Below are 25,794 nucleotides of genomic sequence, written 5' to 3' on the forward strand. Positions count from 1 at the left end.
TTCGCTTGGGGAAGATCGGGCAGGGCCACGTCTTCATCATGCAAACTGTCCTCCACGAATTAGGAGTTACAGAAAATTTTCCTCCAAAGGCGCAAAGTTCACAGAAGCCGCCCGCTCTCCGCTCAACCGGGAGCTTGGCCGAACCTGCGCTTCATCTCCTGGATCAGCCTGCGGCCGACCTCCGGGTCAGGAGTCGGGTCTTCATCGTACGTGTAAGTTCCTCCAACCACCACGCCGTCACTCCGGGGGAAAACATAGCCCCGCTGGTCGCTGAAGAGGTAGTCCAGCCCCGGCTGGGGAGGCAGGATGGCGAGCTGCCCCTTCAGAGGATGCAGACGCTCATCCGGCCAGATCTCCCTGGATCCCAGCCCGGTGCAGTTGATGACGACTGACTCCGGAAGCGTCTCCACCTCCGCCGCGCTGCGGAAGTGACGCGACTCAAAAAGCACGCCTGCTTCACGCAGATCTTGTTCCAGCCGGGCCAGCAGGATCGGCGGCTCAATCATGAGCGTGTCGTAGCGGAAGCCCGGCCCTGGGACGGTGGGGAACGGCAATTCTTCCAGCTGCTCAGGCTCGGGAATGAGACCCGGGGGCAGCTTGGCAAGGCTCAGGGAGGGCACCGGCGTGTACAGATGCCGTCGGAAGACACCAAAGCCCTGCCCCAAACGGCGCTCGTGAGCGTGAAAGGAACGTCGCAGCAGCCTCTCAAAGGCGGCCTGCCCCGCGGGCGATGGATCGTGATCCACCAGGGAGGGAGCCCACGGGCCACCGGCGATGCTGGAGGTGGTGGCGACCGGCAAGGCGCTGGTGTAGAGCGTGGGCAGATACCCCGCCTCCCGGAGAAAGGTGGCAGTCGTCAGCCCCATCACACCCGCGCCCAGGATGGCGATTGGCATGGCAGGGGTACTTGAACCAGAGACTCTGAGCAAATCCAGCACCTCCTCCGCGCAGCCCCAGCACAGGGTGATGCCTGCGCCCCCATGACCGTAGTTGTGAATCACCAGCTTCTGTCCCTGACGGACGGCCTCGATACGATAGCTTCCCCGCCGCTTCGGCCTCAGACCTGCAACGAAGCGCACGGGACTGGCATCCAAATCAGGCAAGGGAAGATTCACGCGACGATGGAGCTTGGCGGCCTGTGGAGCGGACATCACGAGGGCGTAGCGACAACGGGTGCCGAGGCAGGCTCCAGGCAGCGCTTCTCTTCAGCCTCGACCGGTGCGTGCCGGAGCAGGCGATGGACCCGGCCTAGCAGCCAGCGGCCCATCCAATGCTCGCGCAGCGTCTGTCCCATGAGGTCATGCCGCAGTTTGAGCGTCTTGAATTCTGCCTCGACCTTTTCCTTGGCTTTTTCCGAGCGTTTCAGTGCCTGCTTGAGCGACCTGACTTCACGGGATTTCTCCTTCAACTGCCCCCGCATGGCCTCCAGTTCCGCCCACATGACGTCGGCCTCACGCCCCACGGTCTCCAGGTACGGCGCAAACTCAGAGCTGGGCTCTCCCTCTGCGGCGGGCACTGCGGTGGCTACGGCCTCCGAGTAAAACTGCAAAAGCCGGTCCACGGCACCTTGCAGGGAGTGGCGCTCCCGCACCAGGGAGGTGACGGCGAGCACTTCCTCCGGCTGATAGCGGGCCATCTGCTCGAGGAGCCAGTCATCACTGATCTGGTTGGCCGTGACGAAGTACCGGGGACTGAAGTTGGAAAAGGCGTACTGATCGAAAGTCGCAGAGGTGATCAGTTCGCCAGCCTGCCCCGGCATGAGGGGGATGACGGCACAGCCACAGGCCAGGGCCTCCAGCGCACAGCGGCCGATGGCAAAAACCACATCGTAGTCCTTCAGGAAGATTTCCGGGCGCTCCAACGGGTTGTCATGGTTGTACCCGATCTTGTCGAGCTTCAGCGAGGCCTTCGCACAGGCCGCCTCCAGCTTGTGTACCTCCTCCTGGTTCAACCACCCGCCAAAGAGCGCAGCCCGCCGGGGCCGCGCGGGCGGGGTGCGCACCTGGGTGAAGCGGGTGAGACTGACGAAGTTTGGCAGCACGGCCACCCTCTCAGGAGGCAGGCCATACTCGGGCGTGGTGCGGGGTGCCAGCCACTCACACATCATGAGATAGCGGCCGATTCTTGGGTGCACCGGGGGGCGCTCCACCCAGGGAAGCACACCGTGGCAGTAGTACACGGCCGGTGTTTCCTTGAACTTGGCCAGGGCGGCCATCGTCTGCAGATGGTGCTGCCCGTGGATGATGTCCGGCACCCAGGGGATGTCCGCCAGACGGTCCCTGACCCACACACCGCTTGAGATCATGATGTTGGCGATCCGCCCGGTTCGTGGTGTGTACACCGCGACCTCATGACCGCGCTCCGCCAGCTCCTTGGCCAGCTCCACGGTCACCATCTCCGTTCCCCCGACATACGTCAGGTCCCGCTGGGTCATCAAAATTCGCATCGTCTTAGTCAATCAGTGTCGGGCCGCTATCCGACCACGCCCGGTGGGGTTGTTTTGGATCAGGCACGTTCTACCCCCTCCCAGCAAGGGGAGAGCACCGAGGAAAGCACGGAGACCAGGGAACGGGAAGGGATCGAGGTGACAACCGCCGGAACGGGTGGTGCCGCAATCATGAGGCTGGCCTGCCCGGGGTGGCAGTGGTAGCCAAACCCGAAGGGAAGCTCTGGCCCCACGGCCCCCGGTGTCTGGCAGAGCTTGATCAAATCGCGCTGCTCATACTGCGGAAAGGCCCGCGGCGTGCGCTGATATCGCCCATGCACCCGCACTCTCCAGCCGCGCTCGACGAGGGCCGCATAGGGCATGCTGCTAGGGTCCTGCACTAGGCAGGAGGCACGCTCGAAAATGAAATCCCGCAGGTGCATGAAGTCCGGCTCATGCAGCAGATAGCTGGCGCTCTTCAGAAACACGCCCAGCGGGCCGAAGCTGCCCACGAAACGATAAAAGGCATCCGACGCCGGGCAGTGGTCATCCCGCAGGTGTTTCTGCAGATAGATGATTTGCTTGGGTCTCCCTTCGATGGTGGCACAAATGCGCACAGCCCCCGTGGCCGTGCCGCCGGGACGCCGCGGATCCTGCTGCAGAGGCAATCGCTCCACTCCCGTGATCACATGTCCCGTGCGGGCCAGGAAGACCAGCAGAGGGGCCAGGATGCCGTTCCAACGCTTCGTGACAAAGGCATGCCGCATCTCTGCGGTGACAAAGAAGGAATGCTCAAGGAAGTGATGGATGCCTGCCTCCAGCTCCGCCAGCAACTCCAGGCGGGATCCCCAGAAGGTGGCGGCACAGGCATCGCCGGGAGCCTCGCACGTCTCCAACCCGCCCAGCAGATAGGTGCCCGCACTGGGGTGGAGCAGGTGGGCAAACATGAAGTCTGGACCGCTGAACGGGTAGAACACGGTCGATAGTTTCCTGAATTCCCGAAGATGAATGCGGGCCCACTTTGAGAAGGGGCTGGCGTATTCGCGCTCGAACTTGGAGAAGAGGTCCTCCAGCACGCGGGCATGCTGCTGCCACAAGGCGGAGGCACGCCCGTCCGCAAAGGGGTCCACGGCGCTCGCGGAGCCCAGTCCGGCAAGGAGCCTCGCTAATTCATTGAAATCGGTTCGGGTATCCATAGGGGGGGAATTGCCCCTCTGAATGTGAGAGCCCGTGACATTGTGACGGCACGGAAGTTAAAAAATTGCCTCTGGAAAGCACTGCCCGGAAACGGTGACGCGCTGGCTACGGGACCAGGCTGGCCCCGAAAAGGAGCATCCTGGCATCTGCCCAGACGGCGTCCTCCGTGCTGTTAAGCACGACGGCGATGCGACGCTCTGGGCCGGAGCCCCCGCTGGCGACCAGACAAAAACCCGCCGCCCGGGTGTAGCCCGTTTTCATCCCGTCGCAACCGGGTGCCTCGAGGAGGAGTCGATTACGGTTCCGGAGCTGGATGAGACTGCCATCTGCCCGGGGCACAGCATGCTCCCGGCAGTTCACCATGGCGCGCAGGCCGGGGATGCTGTCGATGCGGCAAGCGAGGCGTCCCACATCACGTGCGGTGGAGTATTGCCGGTCATCCGGCAGGCCGTGCGGATTAATGAAACAACTGTGCGTCATGCCGCACTGGACAGCCGTCTCGTTCATTTTCACGGCAAAGGCCTCGATGCTGCCGGCATTGTCCCGCGCCAGGGCCATGGCGGCATCATTGGAGCTGCCGAGCAGAATGGCATGCAGCAGATCCAGCCGTGTGGCCCGCTCGCCGGGCTGCAGGCCAAGGTGATAGGGCATGCAGGCCAAGTCCTCCTCCTGAATGATGATGTGACGGTCTAGCTCTCCCGCGCTCCAGACCACCAGCGCCGTGAGCAGCTTCTGCGTGCTGGCCACCGCGCCCTGGAGATCGGGGGCTCTTTCAAATATCACCTCCTGGGTGGCTGGGCGCAGGACCATGGCCCGCTGAGCCACAATGGAGTCAGGGCCTGCCAACGCAGGCACGGAGGTGCCGGGATCTTCAGAAGTGAGCATGGATCGAACTCTCGCGAGGGGGTGCGCGGTCGTTTCGTGGACGTCAGACTAGGGTTTGCCAGTCTGCATAAGCGTCTCCGTGAGGAGCTTGGGATCGTAGGTGGAGCCAGCAGACACCTGCACCACGGTCATGCGCACCTTGGTGGGAAAGAACTTCTCGTGATCGGCACGCTTGTGGGCATGGCCGCTGCCGCCGCTGTTGTCCTTGATGACCAGGTGCATTTCCTTGATCCCCTCATTCCAGAGGATGTCGTTGTTCTGCCAGAACTTGGTCATGGCGATGTCCCGCTCGTACACGCCCTTCTCCTTATACACATCCGTGTTGAAGGCACCGTAACCGTGGTTTTGTCCTTTGTAGGGGATGTAGCAGACACTCCACGTGGTGGCCTCTCCGCCTGCCGGTTTATCCAGCACTTCCAGCCGCACATGGGCGGTGCCGTTGCGATAGTCCACCGGGGCGGTCCAGTCCTTGGGCCGTACGGGATTGAGCTTGTCGCTCTTCACGTAGTAGTGCGACTTGCTGGGCTTGGCATTGTCTGCGTCCTCTTTTGTGAACGTGAAGGTCGTATCGAAGAGCACGAACTGATCAGCGAGGCTCGTGACCGTGCCGGTCGCGAGAGTGCAAAGCACCAGAGGCAGGGAAAGGAAGCACGGAAGACGGGCGAACATGGCGGGAAGCATCCTCAGAAATGCGCCGCCCGCAATGGCAATTGCAATCGCGCGTCTCGTCCCAATGCGGTCTTACTTCACGCCGTGATAGATCACCTTGGCGTCGGCCGCCTCTCGGAGGCTGCTCCAGGTGTAGTCAAAGTAGTACTCCACCTTGCGGTCCGCCGCCCAGGTGATGCGGAAGTGATTGTTGGCCAGGGTCTCCCATTGCGGTGCGCCATCGATGCCCGGCCCGGTGACAGTGCGGTCAGCGTGGAATTGCAGCTCTCCCTTCTCCCCCCGCCAACGGCTGCCGGGCAGCCATTTGGTCAGTTCGGCCGCATCCTGCGGGCCATAGAAGCTCTCCGGAAGCACGTGCTCATTCTCACCCCGATGCTGCTCGCGGCGCACCCCATCCTTCATGTACACAATGGTGAGTCCCTTGTTCCAGTAGGGATTGGGATCCGCCCCCAGATTAGGTGGGTCAACCGCAAAGAAGGCGCGCTGGTTCTCCACCAGGTCCTTCACCCGAGCGGTAACATCGGCGTTCTTTCCACCCGTGCCATAGATGGCGGAGAGCACCTGAACAGGCCAGCGGGTGGGGCTGGCGACGACCTTGGGCAATGTGGAGACCGCAGCGGCAGGAGGAGATGACGAGGGGGACGGTTCTGCCGCCGCCTTTTTGGCAGGAGCGGGCTCGTCTTCAGGAGCACCCACGGGCAAGATAACGCGGCGCTTCGGATCGTGCGGGACCACATACTTGATCCAGGTGGAACTGCCACCACCCCAGAGGGGCTTGCCGGGGAAGTCCTCACCGGCATGGGCTCGCATGTGGCCATCACCATCTGCCCAAGGTTGGGCGATGACACTGGCCCGGACCTCGGTGCCCTCTTCCCGCAGGCGAATGAAGTCACGAGCCCGACCAGGGTCGTCACACACTGACCACAAACCGGATGCGGGATCGGATACGAAGCCAAACTCATTCTTCCCAAAGCAACCCGCCACGGCGAAGTACTTGGCTCCTCCCCATCGCAGGCGGTTGTTGGCCACATGAAACACCAGCCAGTCCCCTTGGCGCACCTGCACGTCCATGCGCTCCACGGTGGCGCCGTAGATCTCATCCAGCAGCGTTCTTTGTTCGATCCGTCGGCCGTTTTTGTAAGCCTCAACCACAAAGTCGTCGGTGACCGTGATCAAGTGGGTGGCCACCCGGGTGGAAGAACCTACCACCATCGACCGCAGTTCCGTCGCGGGTGGAGGCGACTGAGCCAGCCGCTTTTCACCACCTGGCTGGGCGCGATCACTGGGATGCGAGAGCAACTGGGGTGGAATGGGACCCAGTTCCTCCTGGCCCGGAGGCTTCCAGCGAATCTGGATGCCTTCATTGCCCCGTCCCCCGACAAATCCGGCCGAGACGAATTTTACAGAGCCCTTCTTGAGCGCGATCGTTGCGACCCTTTCCTCGCCATCGCGGAAGCCGCAGACTTCCTGGTCATCCACCATGAGCACATTGCGATCATAGAAGCTGCGAGTGGAGAATTGGTATTCTCCATCGCTCTCAATTTTCAAATATCCCGTGGCGAGGGCGTTGCGATCCGGGTTCCATCGCCAGGGAGAGAGCGATTCCGCCACGTACTTCCTACGGGTCGGGTCCCCGAATTCCTTGAGCGGCAGGGCAAAGTTGTTTTCGTCCGTTTGGGCGTCCCGTCTAGGGTACTCCACCACCATGAGGCCGGGGATGTTGGGAGCCGGTTCTTCTGCCTGAAGGCTTCCGGAAAATGGCAGGATGACAAGGGAGGCAATGCCTGCCAGCGCAGCACGCTTCAGGAAAAATGTGGTGCGGCGCGACGAGGCACACGCAGAGAGGGGCGGAGTTTTCATGGCAGCGTGAGGAAAACAACTCCGACATCATTTATCGGAGCCTGCACAAAATATCATGGTCGCGAATCCGGCACACGACGGAAGTTGTAAGGAAAGTGTACCTGAAGGTGGATTGAAGGGCCGGTAGTTGCGCGAGACACCCCTACTCACGCCGCAGAATAAAGGAGGGCGTGGTCTCCGGCCCCGCGTGGGAGCGGAGGGAGAGATGTCTTGCCACCGATGCGGGGAGTTGCCGACTGCCACCTCAAGGGTACCGCGCCCTGACCGTCCCGCATGCGGGACGGAACTCCAACCCTGCCAGCGGAACGAAGGGCGTAGTCCGGTTGTGCCATCCGGCTTGGGGGGCGAAGGGAACAGCATGCAAACACCCTTGTCCGGCGTCGCTATCCACGAGTCCTCTGACGCCAAGGGCGTCAAACAAAGTAGCCCAGGGTAAGGCGAGGCACGAGCCGCCACCCTGGGTACAAGGGCAAGTGGATCAGAACTCCAAAGTGAGTTCTACAAACCGTGACCACATCCCTGAGGTGTCCACCACACTCAGGACGGCCGCCTCCGGGTGATCTGAACGGTTTGTTGAACTCCCTTGGAGTTCCAGCGTCATCCATCGATACCCGGGGTGACGACCGCTTCGCGGTCTGATCCCGCGACTGCGGGACTATTCTGTATCACGCTGTTGGCGTAGGAAAAACGCAAGATCCCCCACCCAAACGCCACCTAACTCTTCTTCAGCTCATAGATTTCCCCACGCCCGCTAATGGGCGCGAAGATCATAAGCAGATGGCCGGGGGCCAATTGATAGAGCTGGCCCACACTGTCGCGATCTTCCTGCCCAGCATCTGACCCGGTACCCTTGCCGCCGCGGAGGTTGCTATACCCCTGCGGCTTGTCGTCCTCATAATAGCTGCCGCCGAGAAAAAGCAGCGAGTCTGCAGAGTAAGGCAGCAGCACGCCCACCCGACGCTGGGAGCCACTGTGTTTCTGGAAGGCAATGCCTTTGGCCCCTTCGCGACGAATTTCGCAGGAAAAGAAGGGGTAGGCATACACCCCGAGGTTCGAGCCTTGAATGCTGCGCACCTGCCATTTCCCCACGAAGGTGGAGGGAATGGGCATGGGCTCGCGTTTCATGTCGAGCAGGCGGATCACCTCGTTCGCGGCCTGGAGGGTATCGGCGTCGCTGGAGGTAAGGTGCGGTTTCACCTCCTCTCGCAAGAGATGCTCTGCTGCTTTGAGAAGTTGCCCATGGCTGGTCTCCATATAGCCAACCAGAGGATCGGCCTTGGCGGGCTCTTGTGCGGTGGCCAGGGGAGCCACGGTGGAGAACAAAGCGAGGGCGGAGGCTGCCGCGGTGAGGCGAACAACCGTGCGAATCGTGAGGGGGGTATTTAACATGCCCAAAAGGTGCGCGAGTTTCTGCGGTCGTCCAGTGCCTCCCTTCATCACCCTTCTGGCGGGACATGTTGAGGGTGCGTGGCAAAGCCATCCTCCAAGGTAGAGAGATCTTGCAGGTCCGACTGGGTGAGCTGAAATTGCTGAGCTGCAAGGTTCTCGGCAAGGTGCGGAGTTTGCGAAGACCGTGGGAGCACGGCCAGCCCTTGGGCGAGGGACCAGGCGATCAATACCTGGGCTGACGTAGCTTCATGCCGGGCAGCCACCTCCTTCAGCACCGGATGGTCCAGGCGCTGCCCCTTAACCAGCGGAGAATGCGCCGCGATCTGCACTCCATGGCCCTGGCACCATTGAACGAGAGCCGTTCGTGGCAGAAATGGGCTGACCTCAATCTGATTCCACGAGGGCAGAGGCAGCCCTCGTTCCACCAAACCCTCCAGATGCCGGATGTCGAAATTGCTCACGCCCACCGCGCCCACCTCCGGCCAAGCGGCGGCTTCTTGCAACAACTCCCAGGCACGAAGCCACTCTCCCGCCGGGGCATGGAGGAGAAGTAGATCGACCTGACCGAGACGCTCCACGGTTTCGCGAGCCGCAGACAGCACGCGCGCAGGCACCGCCACATCCCGCGACAGGATCTTGGAAACAACAAAAACCTCGCACCTGGGAATGCCGCAGTCCGCGACGGCACGCGACACCGCCTCCTCATTGCGATAGAGGGTGGCGGTATCGAGATGCCGGTAGCCGAGGTCCAATGCCGAACGGCACACCTCATAGGTCCGGGAGCCCAATTGATAGGTGCCCAGCCCGATGCGGTGCGCCGCCGGCAGTGTGTTCAAAGCCATCACTTCATGCAGAGGCCAGCGGCTTACATGCGGTTGCGGTAGATACTGTCAATGTGACGGATGTTCTCCGTGTGCTTGATGAAGCGCAGCGGATTCTTCCGGAACTTCCGTAGGGAAAGCCCCAGGGTCGCCTCCACGTTGCAGGCCAGCAGGGCATCGAGCCGCTGACGATACGCGGGATCAAGCGAAGCACCGTACTGGTCCGCATAGAGATGCAGCAGGGAGTGATTCAACTCCAGGGCCTCCACGATCAGCTCCAATCCGCCGGGGCGGAGGTTGGTGTCCCGCAGGTCCAGAACCTGAAGGGCCTGATTGTGGCGGAGGAAGTCCGCGATGAGATCTGCGCCATTGCCATCGAAGTAATTGGGCAGCTCTCCAAGGTCCGTGGTGGACTTGTAGAAACCGACACCCAGATACCGGAGGGAGGGCAGGCCGGAGGCAACCTCCAGAATGGCTTCAAGACCACGCTGCTGGATTCGGTTCGATGACAGCTCGAGCCGCACCAGGTGTTCATAGCCTTTCACCCCTTCTGCGATCAGCTTTGCCCCTTCGTCACCGAGACGGTTGATGGAGGCAAACAGACCGGTGAGGCCCACACGCCCCTCCGACTTCAAGAACTCGAAGTAGGCGGCGATGTGCCGGGCACCCGCAGGCGTGACGCCGTTGGCATCCACGTAGAGCGTGCGCAGGGTGGAGTTCTTCCGCAAGCTGGCAAAAAGCACGGCGATGCCCTCGTCGAAGAGCCCGGTGTTCGCCAGGTCCAGAGTCTCCAGCGAGGCATTGGTCTCCAGCATGGAGGCAAGATGCTGCACCCCCTCGAGATGAAGCGGATTGCGCTTCAGCCACAGGGATTTCACGGTGTGATTGTCCCGCAACGCGTCCGCGAGCGAGGCCGAGCCGCTGGTGCCGATGCAATTCCCGGCCAGATAAAGGGTCTGGATGGACTCGCCTGTCTGGGGATTGCTCACCAACCGGGCGATGTGAGCCGCCCCGGCATCCCCCACGATGTTATTGCCAAGGAGGAAGTGCTGGACGTTCGCATTGTGCTGCACGGAATCCACGAGGGCTCCGATGTGACGGTCAGCCACGACCTGCTTGCACATGTCCATGCGGCCCTCGCAGTCGAGGGCGCCACGCGTGAACTCCATGCGGGGCAGGGATTCAGGAGCGCCTGTGCCGGACTCCAGGTGCTGGAACACCGGCTTCAGATCTTCCAGGGGAGCGACGTCCACCGGCATGGGTGTGGGGTGCAGGATGCCGTCCGAGAACGGCACCTGGAGCAGGGCCTCAAACTGGGCACGCTGCCCGGGCAGCCGGGCGATTCGGAAGGGGTTGTCCTCCACGTGCGTTGGCTCCTCGATCTCACGCTGTTCCAGCCAGGCCTGCCGCAGCTTCGCCAGGAGACGGCCATACTGGATGTAGGCCAGCGTACGGTCCTTGTCCTCACAGGGGAACAGGTGCCGGGCCAGCTGATGGGCCAGACCGGTGCGCTTGTCCTCCGCACCGCCCAGACGCGGCGCGAGCATGCCGCTATCCCCTACCCTGCGTCCTGCGGCGAGACACGCCTGATCTTCGGCCAGCTTGGCAGCCAGCAGCTCGAAGGAGAGTGTTTCGTTTTGGATGAGGGCATGAGTATGCATGGTTCTTAGGGGTGTGGTTTTCACGGCGGCATGCAGGCACCTTGTTGGTGTGGGCCACATGACCGCGCCGCCTGAAAGAAGCGGGGGGTGTATTTGTCTGTTGTTTCTTTTTGGGGGTGCTTCTTTTTTGAAGACGGGTGTTCATCTATACACCTTTTGCCGGAATTGGCAAGATTTTTTGCATTGCCTGAAGAAGTTTTTAGAAAAAGAAACTGAGGAACCCCGCCAATATTCCCCATGGGGAGAATAGGAGTTTCATGAGGAAGTCTTGGGTTTTAGCATGGCAGTTCGATTCAATAACATATTCCAAACCCTTACGAACCCGGAGGGTTCATGAGATAACGCGCCAGATAATTCCTAATTCCTAATTCCTAATTCCTAATTCCTAATTCCTAATTCCTAATTCCTAATTCCTAATTCCTAATTCCTAATTCCTAATTCCTAATTCCTAATTCCTAATTCCTAATTCCTAATTCCTAATTCCTAATTCCTAATTCCATCACCCCTTCACCACCAGCCGGAACTTCCCGGAATGCGGATCAACCGCCAGGTCGTCCACCTCCTCGACCTGGAATCTCACGTTGGACATCTCCTTGCCCTCCAACAATCCTCGCAGGGTGCGGTGCACGGCTTCGTGAGTGGAAGTTCTTTCCTCATTCCCCAGGCCGTTTTCCAAGCGGGCGCGGAAGCGGAACGACGTCTTGTCCTCCAGCACCACCTGCCAGGCGTTGAGGCCGGGCACGACCAGTTCTGCCACGACGATGGGATGAATAAAGTCCTCCTGCCCATGCACGTTCGTAAAGACGAGGGCGTTCTCCTGCCGGCCCACCACCTCCCGCACGCGGGTATAGGGGTACGGGCTGGGGGCGGCCTCACGGTCTGGTACCAGCACGTCGTCCATGCGGTAACGGATGAGGGGCATGGTCTCGTTAAACAGATTCGTCACTGCGGTGTAGTCGTCGCCCAGCTCAAAGATGAGGTCATCCTCCAGCAGATGCATGCCTTCGACCCCACGCAGGGACATGGCCATGTAGAGATGCTCGCTGGAGGCGTAGCCGTTCAGCACCGGCACGCCGAAGACCCGCTCCAGATACGCCTTCACATCGGGCAGCAGCGGTTCTCCGCCGTTGCCCAGTTCCGTTGGCTGGATGCGCAGCTCGCCGCGCTCCTGGGCCTCGGCCAGCATCTTCAAGATGGCGGCATAGCCGCTCAACACCTCCGGCTGGAAGCGGTTGAGCTCCTCCACGATCTTGCCCAGCGGCTGGCCGACATCGAAGGTGCGCACATCGTGGAAGAAGCTGTTGGACCCCTGGTTGCCCGTGAGCATGAGGCTCACCCCGGCAAAGTGACCCTGCGTGGCGGCGACAAAAGCCACACGCTTTTTCCACCGCAGCTTCGAGGCCCTGGCCACCTGACTGGCTCCGCGAATCCAGTCGGCCTTGGAGTAGACAAAATAGCCGATGGTCCCAGAGGTGCCTGAGGTGTGCAGCACGTGATACTTGCCATCTAGCAACTCCGCCGGTTCCGCAGAATGGGCGAGGAAATCGGCAATGCGCTGACGGCTGATGTTACGGTCGGTGACAATTTCGTCAAAATGCTCATTCACCTCCTGCTTGGTCAACAACGGGAAATCCGTTGGCACACAGGTGGCGGGGTCGATCTGCCGCTCCTTCATAAGGCGACGGTAGTACGGGGATCGTACCTGCGACCAGGTCGCGAGTTTGCGGAACTTGCGAAGCTGCGCCACTTCCAGCTGCGAGCGGGTGAAGCGGCCATTCCGCCGGTGATTCCACAAGGCCTTCAGCCACAGATAGGATTCTCTAGGGGGGTGGAATCTCATGGAGATGGAAGTTTACTCTCGCTCGCCGCGAGTCGCCTTTCGATGCGGGCTCGGAAAAATCAAGCCCGCTTCATCAAAGACACATGACAAGAAGACTCAAGGCGCAAGACCTGAGCTCGCGGCCGAGAGTACACCCCTCGACGATCCATCCAAGCGTCCCATCAGGTACGGCGGCTGCGGCTGACTTTTGACTTTCCACTCTCAACTCTTCACTGCTTGCCCCTCTAGTTCGAGGCATCACGACCGCCTCCCCTACCCGCATGGAAATTTTCCACCTGGATGATAAGACCTGCACCCTGGGCCATTACTATTCGGGCTCACGCCATGTTCTTCGCCATGTCCTGTTTCCCGGCCCGTTTTCTTCCCCTGCTTGTCCTCGCCACCCCGCTGCTCGCGGCGGACGTGGAGCTTACTGATACGGTGCAGCTTCCCGAGTGTCACAGCCTCGGCTGGGTGCGGGCCAACACGCAGCCCAAGGAGCAAAAAACCTGGGACGGAGTGCTGGATGAGGCCAAGTGGGGCACGCCTTCCCCGCAGCAGGCCGTCTCGCGCAACTGGGACTGGCGGCTCACCGATGACGAATGGCGGCAGGCAGTGGCGGCCAAGGGCGAGGGAAAGAAGGAGGACGTGAAGTTTGACCTGTGGATCCCCGAAAGCGTGAAGACCGCGAAGGGCATCGTGGTCATGTCCGGTCATGGCAGCGGCGAAAACCTCTTCAAACATCCCGAACTGCGCAAGATGGCCGCAGAGCTGAATCTGGCGGTGTTCAAGTTCGTGGGCAATCCCATGCAGCGCGGCTTCTGGCCCCGCAGTCTGCTCTATGACCGACTAAAGCAGTATGGCGAAAAGGCTGGACATCCCGAACTGGCGAACGCGCCGCTCTTCCTCTACGGCCATTCCAACGGCACCGGCTTCTCCGCGATTTTCACCGCCACCGAGGGCAGCCGCGTCTGGGCCTGGGTGTCCATGCGGCCCGGCACGACCTTCCAGGTGTACCAGCCCGGGGCGGCTCAGGTGCCAGGCCTCGTGATCTTCGGCGAAGACGATCCCTTCCTCGCTCGCCCTTCCAAGGAGGAAAACCTCACCGTGGTGGAAGTGATGCGAAAGAAACACGCCGCCCTCTGGACATCCACCGTGGAGCCCAAGACCGGCCACGGCCCAGGCGAGAAGACGTGGCCCCTCGTCTTCTCCTTCCTCCGCCACACCTTCGCCGCCCGCGTGCCCGCAGACAGCGATCCGGGAAAAGGACCGGTCAAGCTGACCGTGCCCGCCGTGGAATCCGGCAGTCTGGGGAAAAACTGGGATGCGGCTGTGGGTGGGTATCAGACCCTCACAGTCGCACCGTTTCAGGCCTACTCCGGCGACAAGGCAACGGCTTCGTGGTTGGTGAATGAAGCGTTCGCCAAAGACTGGCAGACGTTTCAGAAGGAGGGGAAAGTCGGGGGAGCGGGTTCTTAGTGCTTGGCGCTTAGTGCGCAATCAGAAAAAGTAGTGTAGATCCCACACACGGGATCGTCAGTCGGGCCACCCATGTCGTCCGCGGAAAACTGGAGTGCCCGCAAGTCCCCCCCATGGAACGCTTGGCAGGGACCAGGACAAATATGTCCCTCCGGCCGGGTTTCGATTGCCGGATGGGACCATGTTTCACGAATCAGAAGGATAGGCATGCATTCACACCTCGGCATCATGCCGCCGCCTCATCATCATCATTCGTTAGCTTCGTTAGCTCCTGAGGGAGGAAAATACGCACTTTCCCGCTGTCCAGTTCAACCATCAGCGCCTGCGTGGAGACCTGTCTCACCACGCCGCGTCTGCCGTGCGCCATCAGATTGCCTCCGGACACTACGACGAAGTCATCTTGGGACAACCCGCCAGCGGGCAGGAGCGAGGCATGGTTGTGCAGCAGGCATTGCGCTTCATGCAACCTGGTGCCGGGATGGCATTCGCCCCCTTGCGGCACCGTGAAGGCCATGTTTGAGATTCGACGAAAAGAGAACACAGGAAACAACTTGTAAAAAGTATTGAAGAAAGACCGGCCCGGCCTGCGGATATCGCGGTCAATCACCAGTTGGCGTTTCTGAGCCCCTGGCTGCCGTCACTGAGATGCCGCATCTGCGCCCCTCACCCAGCGTCCAGGGTTGCGATACCTGCCCTGGTCACGAGTATCCCTCCCGCACGGCTGTGGGCCCTTGAGCGGGATCTCCTGCCCCCTTTCTCATGGCCTCCTTCAAACGAAGTAGAAGGGATTGTTGTTCGACCGCAGCAAGCCTGACCACTTCAGGCACCTTGCTTCCGCGCAATATCCGGGCGGCGCCCAGCATGTGCTCCAGGAATACAACCTCCGGCGTCTTCATATTACAGACATGTATGACAATAAAATACACGTGTGCAAGAAGTATTTGATCTTTATTTACATGTACGTATAACGCTTACATGCGATTCCCGACAGCTCTCAGAATCTGGTTGGAAATGGAGCAGCCGGATCTCAGCATCCGGCAGCTCGCCAAATTCTCCGGCATCAGCCCGACCGACCTTTCCTACATCCGCTCTGGGCAGAAGCCCATCACGTTTGAGGCGCTCTCAAAACTGCTACCAGCCATCGAAGAGCACTACGGTTCAGAGCCGACGGTCCGGCTACTGGTGGCCTACCTCCACGACGAGGTGCCGGAGACCATGACCGGCAGGGTCCAGATTGCGCCCCAGGTTTCTACGGAACTAAACGAAGTCTCATCAGACAGCGCTCCAGGCGAGGCTGCCCTGGCTTTCTTCGCTCGCAGAATGGAACAAGATGCCGAGTTTGCGGAATGGCTGATCCGTCTGCACGCGATGCTCTCGGACGCTCCAGAGGAAACTGTCGTGGCCAAGCGTGTTGCCAGTTACCGTGCCAGCAGGGGATCTCAAAAATCTGACGCCACCCGCGATCTCCAGCGAACAAAGGCACCGCAGACCCGCCCTTAATAGCGCAGTGACTAGTTGAGAGTAAAAAGCGAAAAGTGCCGCCGCACAAACCCGCTGTGCGCACACTTTCATGCGAGCTCAGGTCATGTCTGGCGTTTGGCCGTCTGGAGTCTCCGCGCAGCGGCCTATTCCTCGTCACTCACGGCATACGCGATGGCAGCCTCGAGACTGAATGAACTGCCTTCCCGCCGGGGGGCATCAAGGGCGGTCCCAGGGAAGTCCGGAGCAGCCGACAAGATGGCCCTCAGGGCGGGGTGATCTGCCGCCTGGGGCACCAGACCGCTGCGCAGACGCTGGGCCTCTGCCGCCCCCATGAGACGGGCGGCGCGGGCGTACTTCCTCTCTGCCACGGCCAGCACGGCAAAGGCGTCCAGCGGATACGAGGCACCCCAGCGGTTGCCCAGCTCGATGCCCACCTGCAGGCATTCCCGGAGGTGCTCATGAGCAACCTTGAACTGCCCCAACGCCGCAGCATTCGCTCCTACAGCCCAGGCCATGATGATGGCCTGCCAGGTGTCGCCCTCCTCCCGATACATCGCGAGGTTCTGGGCATCCAGCTCGTAAGCGCGGCGGAAGTCGCCCTCTGCGGCGGCGAAGACGGCCTGAACATGCTTCACATGTCCCGTGAGCCGCCGGTCCCCGAGCGATACGGCCAGTGGCGCGGCCTCCCCCACGAGCACGCGGGCACGGGTTGCCTCACCGCGATCAAACGCAAGGAAACCCAGATCCGCCAGCGCCCGGGCGATCCCGGCGGGTTGGTCAAGCTCCCGATAAATGGAGAGAGCCTCCTCCTGATAGCGGGCACAGGCAGGGAGATCATCCGCCACCCAGGCCAGACGTCCGGCCGCCGCCAGGGCCTCAGCCCGCACTTCATCCCGCGTGGCGGCGTCGGCATGGGAAAGGAGGCGCAGGAAGGCCTCCCCTGTCTCCTTGAACAGACCTCGAACCTCCACATACCGCTGGGTCGCGGTGAGCAGCCTCAACCCTTTCGACACCTGTCCGGGCAGCTCCAGCGCCGCCTCCAGGGCAAACCGGATGTTGAACTCCTCCTGCCCCACGGTCTCCAGCCATTCCCGCTGACCATGGCCCCGGATTTTTTGGGCGGCATTGGTTGCGAAGTTCAGGAAATAATCCAGGTGGCGGATGCGAAAGGTCTCTGCCTCGCCGGCGTCAGCCAGCTTCTCATTCGCATAGTCCCAGATGGACTCCAGGATGAAATAACGCGCCCCGTGACGGGGATGCTTCTCCACATAGACCAGCGACTTGTCCACGAGCTGGGTCAGCAGGTCGATGACCTCGAACTCCTCCACCCCCTCTCCCGAGCAGATGGACTCGATCGCCTCCAACGTACGGCCGCGTGCAAAGACGGACAGGCGGCGGAAAAGCCGGCGCTCCGGATCGCTGAGGAGATCGTGGCTCCAGTCGATGAGCAGTCGCAGCGTCTGCTGGCGGGGCACGGCATTGCGGCTCCCGGTCGTGAGCAGGTGAAAGCGGTCGTCCAGCCGGTCCACGATCTGCTGCAGGGTGAGCACGCGGATGCGGGAGGCGGCCAGCTCAATGGCGAGCGGGATGCCATCCAGCCGCCAGCAGATCTGCGCCACGAGCGGTGCGGTCTCGGAATTAAGCTGGAAGGCCGGCCGCACCATGCGGGCCCGCTCGGCAAAGAGGCGCACGGCCTCATAGCCGCCCAGGCGCTCCAGAGCCCCCGGTGCGGTGCTGATCTCCCGCCAGTCATCGGGAAGAGACATTGGCGGCACAGGCCAGGCCGTTTCCCCCGCAATGCTCATGGCCTCCCGGCTGCTGGCGAGGATGCTGAGGCGGGGACACGCCCGCAGCAGCACCTCTGCCAGACGGGCACAGGCGGCGACTACGTGCTCGCAGTTGTCGAGGATCAACAGCAGGTGCCGGTCCCGCAGAAACTGGGTGAGCGTGCTCGTGAGGGGACGCTCCGCCTCCTGGCGCAGATTGAGCGCCGCCGCGACCGTCTCCAGCACGAGGCTGTCATCATCGATGGTGGCGAATTCCACGAGCCAGACGCCATCTGGGTAGTGGTCCAGCACGTCCGCTGCGACCTGGAGGGAAAGGCGCGTCTTCCCCGTGCCCCCCATCCCGGTGAGCGTAAGCAGCCGGGTGGTGCCCAGCACGCGCTTCACCTCCGCCATCTCACGCTCGCGCCCGATGAAGGTGCTGAGCTGAATGGGCAAATTGTTGGCGACGCTCTCCAGTGATCGCAGCCCGCCGAACTCCGAAGGCAGGTCGGCGGCGACGAGCTGGTACAACTGCTCCGGCCGGGCCAGATCCCGCAGCCGGTGCTCGCCCAGATGGCGCAGGCTCACGCCCTGCGGAATGTGATCTCGCAGCAGCTCCTCCGTCGGCAGGGACACCAGCACCTGCCCGCCGTGGGCGGCAGAGAGAATGCGGGCCGTACGGTTCAGAGCCTGGCCAAAGTAGTCCCCATCCCGGTGCTCGGCAGCCCCGGTGTGCAGGGCCATGCGCACGCGCAGTCCCCCCACCTCCCGCCAGTCGGCATCCCGCAGGGCACGCTGGCATTCCAGCGCTGCCGCCAGGGCCCATTGCGCCGTGTCGAACGCCACGCAAAAGGCATCGCCGATGGTCTTGAAAACATAGCCGGAGCACGCGGCAAAGATCTCTCGCAGCATGCGGTCGTGCTTGCCCAGCGCCGCCTGCATCGCGTCAGGGTGCTGATCCCACTTCTTCGTGCTGCCCTCAATGTCGCTGAACAAGAAGGTGATGGTGCCGGTAGGCGCTACGGTCATGACCGCGCAATGTGGGACAGGCCCCGCGCTTCTCAATGGCGGGGCGGTGAAAAATTCTGTGAAAAGTTGAGAGTAAGAAGTGAAAAGTGCCGGCTCCAGGCACCTTCAGGGGACTATCAAAGCTGGCCGCCACTTCACGAATGTGATCTCAGTCTGGAGTCTGACGTCTGGCAGTCTGGTGTCTCCCACGCAGTGGTCCCCCGAATACTCGGGGGTGCTCCCAGGGTGATCTCTGCAAAAAAGATGGCCGTTCCCAGGTATTTTGGGAACCGCCCTCGCGCATGACTTCCCGTTTCCGTCTTCTTTCCCCCTTCCGTGCCGGCCTGTTGACGCTGGCGGCGGCCCCCTGCTGGGTTTCGGCGGCACCGGCACCCTCTCCGGCTTCGAACGCCGCCCCCACCACCGCACCCCTGGCCGGGCTCCAGCCGGAGCTGCGCACTTATCTCGAGACGCACTGCATCAAATGCCACGACGCGGACACGGACAAGGGCGACTTCCGCATCGACAACCTCTCCGCCAAGATTGGCTTCGAGGACAGCCCGCAGTGGCTGGAGATCATGGAGCGCATCAACTCCGGCGAGATGCCGCCCAAGAAGGAGAAGGTGAAACCGACCGCCGAGGAGAGCGGGAAGTTTGTGGCCCAGGTGGCCGCCCGCATGAAGGAGGGCGAGTCCGCCCGCATGGCGGCGCGGGGCAAGGTTTCCTATAACCGCCTGAGCCGTGACGAGTATGTGAACACGGTGGAGGATCTGCTGGGCGTGCACTTCGATGCCACGGACCCCGGCGGCTTCCTGGAGGATGCCGAGTGGCACGGCTTCGAGCGCATCGGCTCCGTCATGACGCTCTCCCCTTCCACCGTAGAGAAGTACATGGCCGCTGCCGAAACCGTCCTGGCCGAGGCCTACCCGCTGAAGAAACCCGTGCCCATCCAGGTGTCGAAACGCGCCATCGAGGAGAAGCAGGTGGACGAGAACCACCGCGAACGCCTGCGCGAGCTGGGCCTGCTGGACAAGGTGCGCTTTGAGATGTGGCCGGGCGACATCTTCCGCTACTCCGCCCCGGCGGATCCCCTGCCGGAGGCGGGCATCTATGAAATTACCTACACCCTCAGCGGCCTGAAGCCGGAAAAAGGCCGGGCCCCGCGGCTCTTTGTCTATGAGTCGAAGCTGGACCGCGTGCTGCATGAGCAGGACATCATCGCCCCGGAGGACCAGCCGGTCACCGTCACCTTCCGTGCCCATCTGCCCAAGGGCCGCCCGAGCATCAATGTCCTCAATGACGTGCCCGGCCCCTCCAACAACCCGCGATCCGGCCGCCACGGGAACCGCCCCTTCATCAGCCTCAAGGACGGCCGCATCCCCTGGCAGATGAAGTTGACCGATGAGCAGGGGCGCCCGCGCTATTCCTTCCTCATCATGGACAGTGTCTCGTGGAAGGGGCCCATCATCACGGAGGAGCAGCAGCGCCGTCGCGATGAATACGTGCCCGCCCAGGAGGGCAACCTGGACCAGGTGCGCGAGGGTCTGGGCAAACTGGCCCGCCGCGCCTTCCGCCGCCCCGTCACCGCCGAGGAACTGGACGGCTATGTGAGCATCGTGAAGGCGGAGCTCGCCGCCGGAGAAAAGTTCCACGATGCCGTGAAGGCGGGCATGCTCTCCATCCTCTGCTCCAAGAGCTTCCTCTTCATCGCGGAGGGCGACGAGGACACCCAGCGCCACACGTTGAACGACTGGGAGATCGCCTCCCGTCTCTCCTACCTCTTCTGGAGCACCATGCCGGATGATGAACTGCTGGATCTGGCGGAGAAAGGCAGGCTGCAGGACAAGGCGGAACTCGCCCGCCAAACCGCCCGCCTGCTGGCGGATCCGCGCTCGAAGCGATTCACGGACTCCTTCGCCGCGCAGTGGCTGCACCTGCGCAAGGTGGGCCGATTCCCGCCCGATAAAAAACTCTATCCCGATTATGATCTGAATCTCGAAAAGAGCATGGTGGGCGAGACCAAGGCCTTCTTCCGCCAGGTGCTGCAGCAGAACCTGACCCTGCGTGAGTTCTTGAACTCGGACTGGACGATGCTCAACGCACGGCTGGCAGAGTTCTACGGCGTGCCCAATGCCGGCCTGCCGCGGGATGAGTTCCAGCGCGTGGCCCTCACTGGCGAGAGCCGTCGCGGCGGCCTGCTCACCCAGGCCTCCGTGCTCTCCCTCACGTCTGATGGCACCCGCCATCGTCCGGTGCATCGCGGCGTATGGCTCTCTGAGGCCATCTTCGGCAAGACCCCGCCACCGCCGCCGGCCAATGTGGACCCCATCGCGCCCAATCCGGTGGATGCCCCCAAGGCCACCCTGCGCATGAAGCTGGAGGCCCACATCCATGATCCCAACTGCGCCTCCTGCCACGCCAACATTGATCCCTTGGGCCTCGCCTTTGAAAACTACGACGCGATCGGCCGCTGGCGCACGGAGGAGATCGTCGCGGAAGGCCAGGGCCAGAACCCCGCCATCAATGCCAGCGGGAAGCTTCCCGACGGCCGCACGTATCAGACGCCGGAGGAGTTCAAGGCGCTCCTCATGTCGAGCCTGGACGGGTTCAATGAAACCTTCATCGAGAAGCTCGCCACCTATGCCCTGCGCCGCAGCCTCTCCTTTGACGACCGAGCCCGACTCCACGCCATCGCCGCCGTTTCCAAGTCCAGGGACTACCACCTTCAGGACCTCATCACCGCCCTCGTCACCTCGGACCTCTTCGTCCACCGCTGAAGCCAGCCCTTTTCACTCTTAACTTTCACCCGCCATGCCCAACCTCAACTTGAACAAATGGCAGATCAGCCGCCGCCAGATGCTGCGCGGCCTCGGGGCGTGCATCTCCCTGCCCCTGCTGGATTGCATGGCCTCCCTGCCCGCGCCCTCCCGGCCGAAGCGCAGTGTGTTCCTCTACATCCCCAACGGGGTGAACACCCTCACCTGGCAGTTGGACAAGGCGGGCACCGACTTCAAGTTCAACGAGACCATGGCGGCCCTCGAGCGGCACCGGGCAGACGTCACGCCCATCAGCGGCCTGCACCACCCCATGGTTCTAGGGAAGCATCACAACTGCGACAAGGTCTGGCTCACCGGTGCCGATGTGCCGGGGGATGGCGGGGCGTTCCGCAATTCCGTCTCGGCCGACCAGCTCATGGCGGAGGTGCAGGGGGCTTCCACCCGCTTCAGCTCGCTGGAAATGGCCATCGAGGGCCACTCCCTCGCCTGGTCTCGCGATGGCATCCAGCTCCCGGCCGAGCGCAACTCGCAGGCGATCTTCAACCTGCTCTTTGGCGTGGAGAAGGACAGCAAGGAGACCATCCGCCGCCGCCTCACCCGGCGTGGCAGCATCCTCGATCTCGTGGCCGATGACGCGAAGCGCGTGAACAAGAAGCTCGGTACGGAGGATCGCAACAAGCTGGACGAGTACCTCACCGCCGTGCGCCAGGTGGAGGAGCGCACGAAGCGTGCGGACGAGTGGCTCAATGTGCCCAAGCCCGCCCTTTCCCAAACGGATGCCGCCCGCCTGAGCCGGAAGCTGGATATGAGCGTGGTCACGGAGTACCACCGCCTCTTCTACGACCTCTTGGTCATGGCCCTGCGCACGGATTCCACCCGCGTGCTCACCTGCATGATCTGCAGCGAGTCCAACGGTGGCGCCATCCCAGACATCGGCATCTCCCAGACGCGTCACGGCCTCTCCCACCACAACGGCGACCCTGAACAGCTCCGCCGCCTCACCCAGACGGACACCTTCCTCATCGAGCAGCTCGCTTATTTCCTCGATCAACTCAAGGCCCACCAGGAGGATGAGCGCAATCTGCTGGACTCCACCCAGGTGCTCTGGGGCAGCGGCATGGCCTACGGTCACAGCCACGGGAACGCCAACCTGCCCACCATCCTCGCCGGCGGTCGCGGCCTGGGCTACAAGCACGGCCAGCATGTGGACTTCAATCTGCCCAAGATCGGCCAGTACAACGTGTCCGACGCCATCGGCCACTACAAGATCTGCTCCCGCCCCGTGGACAGCGACGCCCGCCTGAGCAATCTGCTGCTCACCATGCTGCAACGCGTGGATGTGAAGGCGGAGACGTTCCAGGACAGTGTGAGGCCGTTGGGGGAGTTGGTTTCCTGATGCAAGAGGGTCAAGGGAAGAGGGATAAGGGCCAAGGGTGAAGTGCGGCGGCTCCGCCGCGGGTGTTCTTTCCCGTATCCCTGCCATATCTAGTGCCTTGTCCCCTGATCCTGCATTCATGGCTTATCCCTTGCCCCTCTTCCCTTACCCCTTCCGTTCGCCCATGCCTTCCCGCACCGTCGCTCTCGCTCTAGGTTTCCTCGCTGCGTTTCCGTTTCTCCTTCACTCCCAGGAATCAGCACGCCCCCCCTTCAGAATCGACGCCGATGGCCCGGTGAACCCGGGCAGCGGTGGAGGCGGCAACAAGAAGGATGCCAAGCCCGGGTTGCCGCCATGGTACCAGATCGAGGAAGGCGTGTTCCCGCCCGAGGGCTCGGCCCATGCGGTCTCCGGCGAGCTCATCATGGTGGATCATCTGGAGCGGAAGTTCCACCTGCGGGTGGACCGCAATGACAGCCAGGACCGTGCGGTCTGGGATCTGCCGCTGGAGTCGGTCATGCTGCCTTATGGTTCCGTCTGGTACCAGGGGGCTCTCGCGGATCTGCGGGACATCCCCTTGGGCACGCATCTGCACGGGCAGTTCTACATTCGTGCCGTGGATGACACCGCTCCACCACCGAACCGCTACTTCCGCCGCAAGACACCCGAGATCGATTTCCGCCGCTGCTTCCGGCTGGAGGACGACTTCACCTTCCGTCAGCGCCAGAAGCAACAGTGGAAGATTGACTCCGTGAACCTCGCGGACATGAAGCTGGTGGCGACCCTGCATGATGCTGAGGGCAAGCCCGTTCCCGGCCCAGCCACGATGGAGCGCATCTTCGACCTCCTCACCAGCACCCGCGTGTTTCAGGGCAAGGGCTTTGCCGACCTCCAGGCTCTGCAGCCCGGTCAGTCCGTGTTGTTCAATCTCACCTGGGTCACATTGTATGGACCCGGTCGCATCACGGAGGTGTATCTGGATGACACCGCCCGCCAGCTCGCCGCCGCCCAGCAGTTGGAGCGTCATCGCAATCTCGTGCGCGAGCGTGGTCTCCCCGGCTGGATCGATGCCGTGGACGATGAGCCCCAGACCGTCACCATCACGTTTTTCGACAATGTGGACCCCGCCCTCTTCGCGGAACTGCGCAAGGCCCCGCCACCGCCTGCTCCTGGCACCGCCGCCGCTGCCACCTATGATCCCAAGGCCCCCTACGAGCCCCGCGGCGGCGTCGCCGTGGCCCTGCCCTCCCTCATGACTTACGATCCCGTGAACGACCGCAAGAGCGGCCCGATCGTTGAGATCAAAGAAAACCAACACCCGCAAACCATCGGCCGCGGCAACAGCGGTGTGCAGATCACCGTGAAGATGGACATGATGCTCGAAGGCTACCGGCCCAAGCGGATCGTGCGGTTCTATCCCCTGGCGTGGAAGGTGATGGAACTGCCGCGCGAGGAGAAGTATGAGGGGAGAGAGTGAGGGGAAGAGGAAGATTTTGGAGTTTGGATTTGTGATTTTGGATTGGGCTTCTTCGTCTCGCCAGCATGCCGGGTGATCTGGATCACTGAAGACTGCCAACGTCTGGTCCCGCATGCGGGACTGTGGAGTGCGCGCGTAAAGCGCCGCTTTCGCCTGCCTGCACCACGTCCTCCCACCCCACGGCTTTCACCAGCCCCCCTGCTCCCCTGATCTGGTTCAAGGAATTTACATCGATCCGCAAAAGTGGCGCTTCACGCCAGCACTCCACAGCCTCGCAAGCGAGAACAGGTGTTGACCGTTTCTCCATGCTCCGACTCTCCCTAGGCTTCCGACCTCACCTGCACTTTAGGTCTCCACCTTCTGATCCCAACATCCGCCAGCCCCCACCGATGCCGGAGGCATCCAAGCCATTAGCCGGGTGGTTGAGGGAGCGCAGCGAGCGACACCCCCGGTTGGCAGAATAGAGAATTCCACCCTGAAGGGGTGGCAGAGACGTATCGCAGCCGGCCTACTACGTTCGCTCATGTCTGGCGTCTTTTGTCTTCAAGTCTTCTGTCTCCCGCGAAGCGGGTCAGGGTCAGGCAATGACAGATCGATCTGCCGATCTGCAAATCGAGCATCAAAACCCGATTCCCACGGGAACCGCCCCTCCGAGTCGGGCCAGAAACACTGGAACGCGGGGAACTTCACCTCCGATGGTCGATAAAACCAGTTGGCGTATCCCAGGTATTCGTGAAACCAGCTTTTGTGGATCGGTCTGAAGCAAACGTCCCGTCCATCGACAAGGCCATGGTATCGCTCATCAGGCACGAGCGTGCCCCCGGTCACTAGGCGCCTCCCCACCGCGTTCAAGATGCGGTGGGCAGGTTCCATTGGAATCCCCATGATGAGGATCTCAGGTTGAAGCGTTCGCAAATAGAGGCCCACCGTGAAGGCGAATCCCGGCCCTTCTGCATCATCCGGAATGGCCACCACATGCCAGCCGTACTCCTGCACATCCCCCAGCAACTTCTCATCGCCAGCATCATCCGGCAGGCGAAAACGGAATTCAGGCAGCAAGGCGGGAAAGTCAGGCATAAGCAAAGTAACTTAAGGGCAGGTTGTGGGCGAGGGTGTCCTCTTGCAGACTTCCGCAGAACCGCTGGGCAGAAACACGAATATCATGCGACTCTACCAAAAAGCCATCCTCATCTACGGAACGGGCACTCTCGCGGCGATCATGATCGCCTCTTGAGTGTGGCCTCTTGTGCATGTTACTGCCTGTCATCGTGGCCGACCTGGTGGAGAACCGGCCTACTTCGGCGCTATTGGGAGTCGATCTGTAGTGATCGCCCACAATTTATTGCATTCCACCACCAAATTGTGCGAAAGTTTCGCCGATATGAACAAACAATTGCCAGCCTTTTTGAAAGTTTTGAAGCGCCCGTTGGATCTTGATGACTATCAAAAATGGGCGATTGCCACTTTTTCTCCTCAACTTGAAGCAGATGCCAAGTTAAATTTTCTCTCCCTGGGCTTGTTCGGTGAAGTGGGTTCCCTGCTTAGCGCGCTGAAGAAGAAACTCAGAGATGGCCCAGCTTACGTGGGTTATCAACGCACCGTGGAGGAAGAATTTGGAGACTCCATGTGGTACCTTGCAAACATAGCGGCACACCACGACATTGTTCTGTCGGAGATTTCGCCTAGGTCGGTCGACGAAGGCAG

At 61.8% G+C, this 25,794-nt stretch carries 19 protein-coding genes; 6 read left to right on the plus strand and 13 right to left on the minus strand.

The features are described 5' to 3' along the window. Positions 1-122: 122 nt before the first annotated feature. From BV034_RS33315 to BV034_RS33360, 10 genes are all read right to left on the minus strand, one after another. Positions 123-1,151 (minus strand): FAD-dependent oxidoreductase, encoded by a 1,029-nt coding sequence (locus BV034_RS33315; protein WP_050031255.1) that lies wholly within the window; start codon positions 1,149-1,151, stop codon positions 123-125. After that, on the minus strand, positions 1,151-2,446 hold the full coding sequence (locus BV034_RS33320) for a glycosyltransferase (protein ID WP_081888326.1): 1,296 nt from the start codon (positions 2,444-2,446) through the stop codon (positions 1,151-1,153). The genes BV034_RS33315 and BV034_RS33320 overlap by 1 nt, the downstream gene beginning before the upstream one ends. A gap of 59 nt (positions 2,447-2,505) precedes the next feature. Further along, positions 2,506-3,621, minus strand: coding sequence for a hypothetical protein (locus tag BV034_RS33325; protein ID WP_050031257.1), 1,116 nt, complete (start codon positions 3,619-3,621; stop codon positions 2,506-2,508). 106 nt (positions 3,622-3,727) lie between these two features. Then, a complete protein-coding gene (locus BV034_RS33330; RefSeq protein WP_050031258.1) occupies positions 3,728-4,507 on the minus strand; it encodes a D-alanyl-D-alanine carboxypeptidase family protein in 780 nt (259 codons plus the stop codon). A 48-nt stretch (positions 4,508-4,555) separates the two neighbouring features. Further along, positions 4,556-5,176 (minus strand): hypothetical protein, encoded by a 621-nt coding sequence (locus BV034_RS33335; RefSeq protein ID WP_050031272.1) that lies wholly within the window; start codon positions 5,174-5,176, stop codon positions 4,556-4,558. Between the two features lie 72 nt (positions 5,177-5,248). Next, positions 5,249-7,036: a hypothetical protein gene (locus BV034_RS33340; RefSeq protein ID WP_050031259.1), complete on the minus strand. Its 1,788-nt coding sequence runs from the start codon at positions 7,034-7,036 to the stop codon at positions 5,249-5,251. 714 nt (positions 7,037-7,750) lie between these two features. Then, positions 7,751-8,425, minus strand: a complete 675-nt coding sequence (locus BV034_RS33345; RefSeq protein WP_265593763.1) for a DUF4893 domain-containing protein — start codon at positions 8,423-8,425, stop codon at positions 7,751-7,753. Positions 8,426-8,472: 47 nt separating this feature from the next. Continuing rightward, the gene (locus BV034_RS33350) at positions 8,473-9,267 is read right to left on the minus strand and encodes an aldo/keto reductase (RefSeq protein ID WP_050031261.1); all 795 of its coding nucleotides are present in this window, start codon (positions 9,265-9,267) and stop codon (positions 8,473-8,475) included. 23 nt (positions 9,268-9,290) lie between these two features. Continuing rightward, on the minus strand, positions 9,291-10,907 hold the full coding sequence (locus tag BV034_RS33355; protein WP_050031262.1) for a hypothetical protein: 1,617 nt from the start codon (positions 10,905-10,907) through the stop codon (positions 9,291-9,293). 499 nt (positions 10,908-11,406) lie between these two features. Next, a complete protein-coding gene (locus BV034_RS33360; protein WP_050031263.1) occupies positions 11,407-12,747 on the minus strand; it encodes a phenylacetate--CoA ligase family protein in 1,341 nt (446 codons plus the stop codon). A 336-nt stretch (positions 12,748-13,083) separates the two neighbouring features. On the opposite strand from BV034_RS33360, the gene BV034_RS33365 reads away from it, so the two are divergent. Beyond that, positions 13,084-14,205: a hypothetical protein gene (locus tag BV034_RS33365; protein ID WP_265593764.1), complete on the plus strand. Its 1,122-nt coding sequence runs from the start codon at positions 13,084-13,086 to the stop codon at positions 14,203-14,205. Between the two features lie 226 nt (positions 14,206-14,431). Here the strand turns inward: BV034_RS33365 and BV034_RS33370 are convergent, their stop codons facing one another. Next, entirely contained in the window at positions 14,432-14,746 is a 315-nt protein-coding gene (locus BV034_RS33370; RefSeq protein WP_265593765.1) for a hypothetical protein, read from the minus strand. 434 nt (positions 14,747-15,180) lie between these two features. Here BV034_RS33370 and BV034_RS33380 point away from each other — a divergent pair, with 434 nt between their 5' ends. Further along, entirely contained in the window at positions 15,181-15,705 is a 525-nt protein-coding gene (locus tag BV034_RS33380; protein WP_265593766.1) for a hypothetical protein, read from the plus strand. A gap of 125 nt (positions 15,706-15,830) precedes the next feature. Here the strand turns inward: BV034_RS33380 and BV034_RS33385 are convergent, their stop codons facing one another. After that, complete coding sequence (locus tag BV034_RS33385; RefSeq protein WP_050031268.1) at positions 15,831-18,482, minus strand: adenylate/guanylate cyclase domain-containing protein; 2,652 nt, start codon at positions 18,480-18,482, stop codon at positions 15,831-15,833. A 281-nt stretch (positions 18,483-18,763) separates the two neighbouring features. Between BV034_RS33385 and BV034_RS33390 the strand changes: the two genes are divergently transcribed. The 3 genes from BV034_RS33390 to BV034_RS33400 all read left to right on the plus strand — a co-directional run bounded on the left by BV034_RS33390 (position 18,764) and on the right by BV034_RS33400 (position 24,090). Then, complete coding sequence (locus BV034_RS33390) at positions 18,764-21,238, plus strand: DUF1592 domain-containing protein (protein ID WP_081888327.1); 2,475 nt, start codon at positions 18,764-18,766, stop codon at positions 21,236-21,238. 34 nt (positions 21,239-21,272) lie between these two features. Then, positions 21,273-22,634: a DUF1552 domain-containing protein gene (locus BV034_RS33395; RefSeq protein ID WP_050031269.1), complete on the plus strand. Its 1,362-nt coding sequence runs from the start codon at positions 21,273-21,275 to the stop codon at positions 22,632-22,634. 163 nt (positions 22,635-22,797) lie between these two features. After that, positions 22,798-24,090 (plus strand): hypothetical protein, encoded by a 1,293-nt coding sequence (locus BV034_RS33400; protein ID WP_050031270.1) that lies wholly within the window; start codon positions 22,798-22,800, stop codon positions 24,088-24,090. A 543-nt stretch (positions 24,091-24,633) separates the two neighbouring features. On the opposite strand, the gene BV034_RS33405 is transcribed toward BV034_RS33400, so the two are convergent. Then, complete coding sequence (locus BV034_RS33405) at positions 24,634-25,167, minus strand: DUF4262 domain-containing protein (protein ID WP_050031271.1); 534 nt, start codon at positions 25,165-25,167, stop codon at positions 24,634-24,636. Positions 25,168-25,471: 304 nt separating this feature from the next. Between BV034_RS33405 and BV034_RS33410 the strand changes: the two genes are divergently transcribed. After that, positions 25,472-25,794: nucleoside triphosphate pyrophosphohydrolase family protein (locus BV034_RS33410; protein WP_265593767.1), on the plus strand; the 323-nt coding region annotated here is incomplete at its 3' end.

This window comes from Verrucomicrobium sp. BvORR034 (assembly GCF_000739635.1).
Taxonomy (GTDB): Bacteria; Verrucomicrobiota; Verrucomicrobiia; order Verrucomicrobiales; family Verrucomicrobiaceae; genus Verrucomicrobium.

Coding starts and splice junctions, on each gene's coding strand:
- BV034_RS33315 (WP_050031255.1), bottom strand. CDS start 1,151: ATGTCCGCTCCACAGGCCGCCAAGCTCCATCGTCGCGTGAATCTTCCC.
- BV034_RS33320 (WP_081888326.1), bottom strand. CDS start 2,446: ATGCGAATTTTGATGACCCAGCGGGACCTGACGTATGTCGGGGGAACG.
- BV034_RS33325 (WP_050031257.1), bottom strand. CDS start 3,621: ATGGATACCCGAACCGATTTCAATGAATTAGCGAGGCTCCTTGCCGGA.
- BV034_RS33330 (WP_050031258.1), bottom strand. CDS start 4,507: ATGCTCACTTCTGAAGATCCCGGCACCTCCGTGCCTGCGTTGGCAGGC.
- BV034_RS33335 (WP_050031272.1), bottom strand. CDS start 5,176: ATGTTCGCCCGTCTTCCGTGCTTCCTTTCCCTGCCTCTGGTGCTTTGC.
- BV034_RS33340 (WP_050031259.1), bottom strand. CDS start 7,036: ATGAAAACTCCGCCCCTCTCTGCGTGTGCCTCGTCGCGCCGCACCACA.
- BV034_RS33345 (WP_265593763.1), bottom strand. CDS start 8,425: ATGTTAAATACCCCCCTCACGATTCGCACGGTTGTTCGCCTCACCGCG.
- BV034_RS33350 (WP_050031261.1), bottom strand. CDS start 9,267: ATGGCTTTGAACACACTGCCGGCGGCGCACCGCATCGGGCTGGGCACC.
- BV034_RS33355 (WP_050031262.1), bottom strand. CDS start 10,907: ATGCATACTCATGCCCTCATCCAAAACGAAACACTCTCCTTCGAGCTG.
- BV034_RS33360 (WP_050031263.1), bottom strand. CDS start 12,747: ATGAGATTCCACCCCCCTAGAGAATCCTATCTGTGGCTGAAGGCCTTG.
- BV034_RS33365 (WP_265593764.1), top strand. CDS start 13,084: ATGTCCTGTTTCCCGGCCCGTTTTCTTCCCCTGCTTGTCCTCGCCACC.
- BV034_RS33380 (WP_265593766.1), top strand. CDS start 15,181: ATGCGATTCCCGACAGCTCTCAGAATCTGGTTGGAAATGGAGCAGCCG.
- BV034_RS33385 (WP_050031268.1), bottom strand. CDS start 18,482: ATGACCGTAGCGCCTACCGGCACCATCACCTTCTTGTTCAGCGACATT.
- BV034_RS33390 (WP_081888327.1), top strand. CDS start 18,764: ATGACTTCCCGTTTCCGTCTTCTTTCCCCCTTCCGTGCCGGCCTGTTG.
- BV034_RS33395 (WP_050031269.1), top strand. CDS start 21,273: ATGCCCAACCTCAACTTGAACAAATGGCAGATCAGCCGCCGCCAGATG.
- BV034_RS33400 (WP_050031270.1), top strand. CDS start 22,798: ATGCCTTCCCGCACCGTCGCTCTCGCTCTAGGTTTCCTCGCTGCGTTT.
- BV034_RS33405 (WP_050031271.1), bottom strand. CDS start 25,167: ATGCCTGACTTTCCCGCCTTGCTGCCTGAATTCCGTTTTCGCCTGCCG.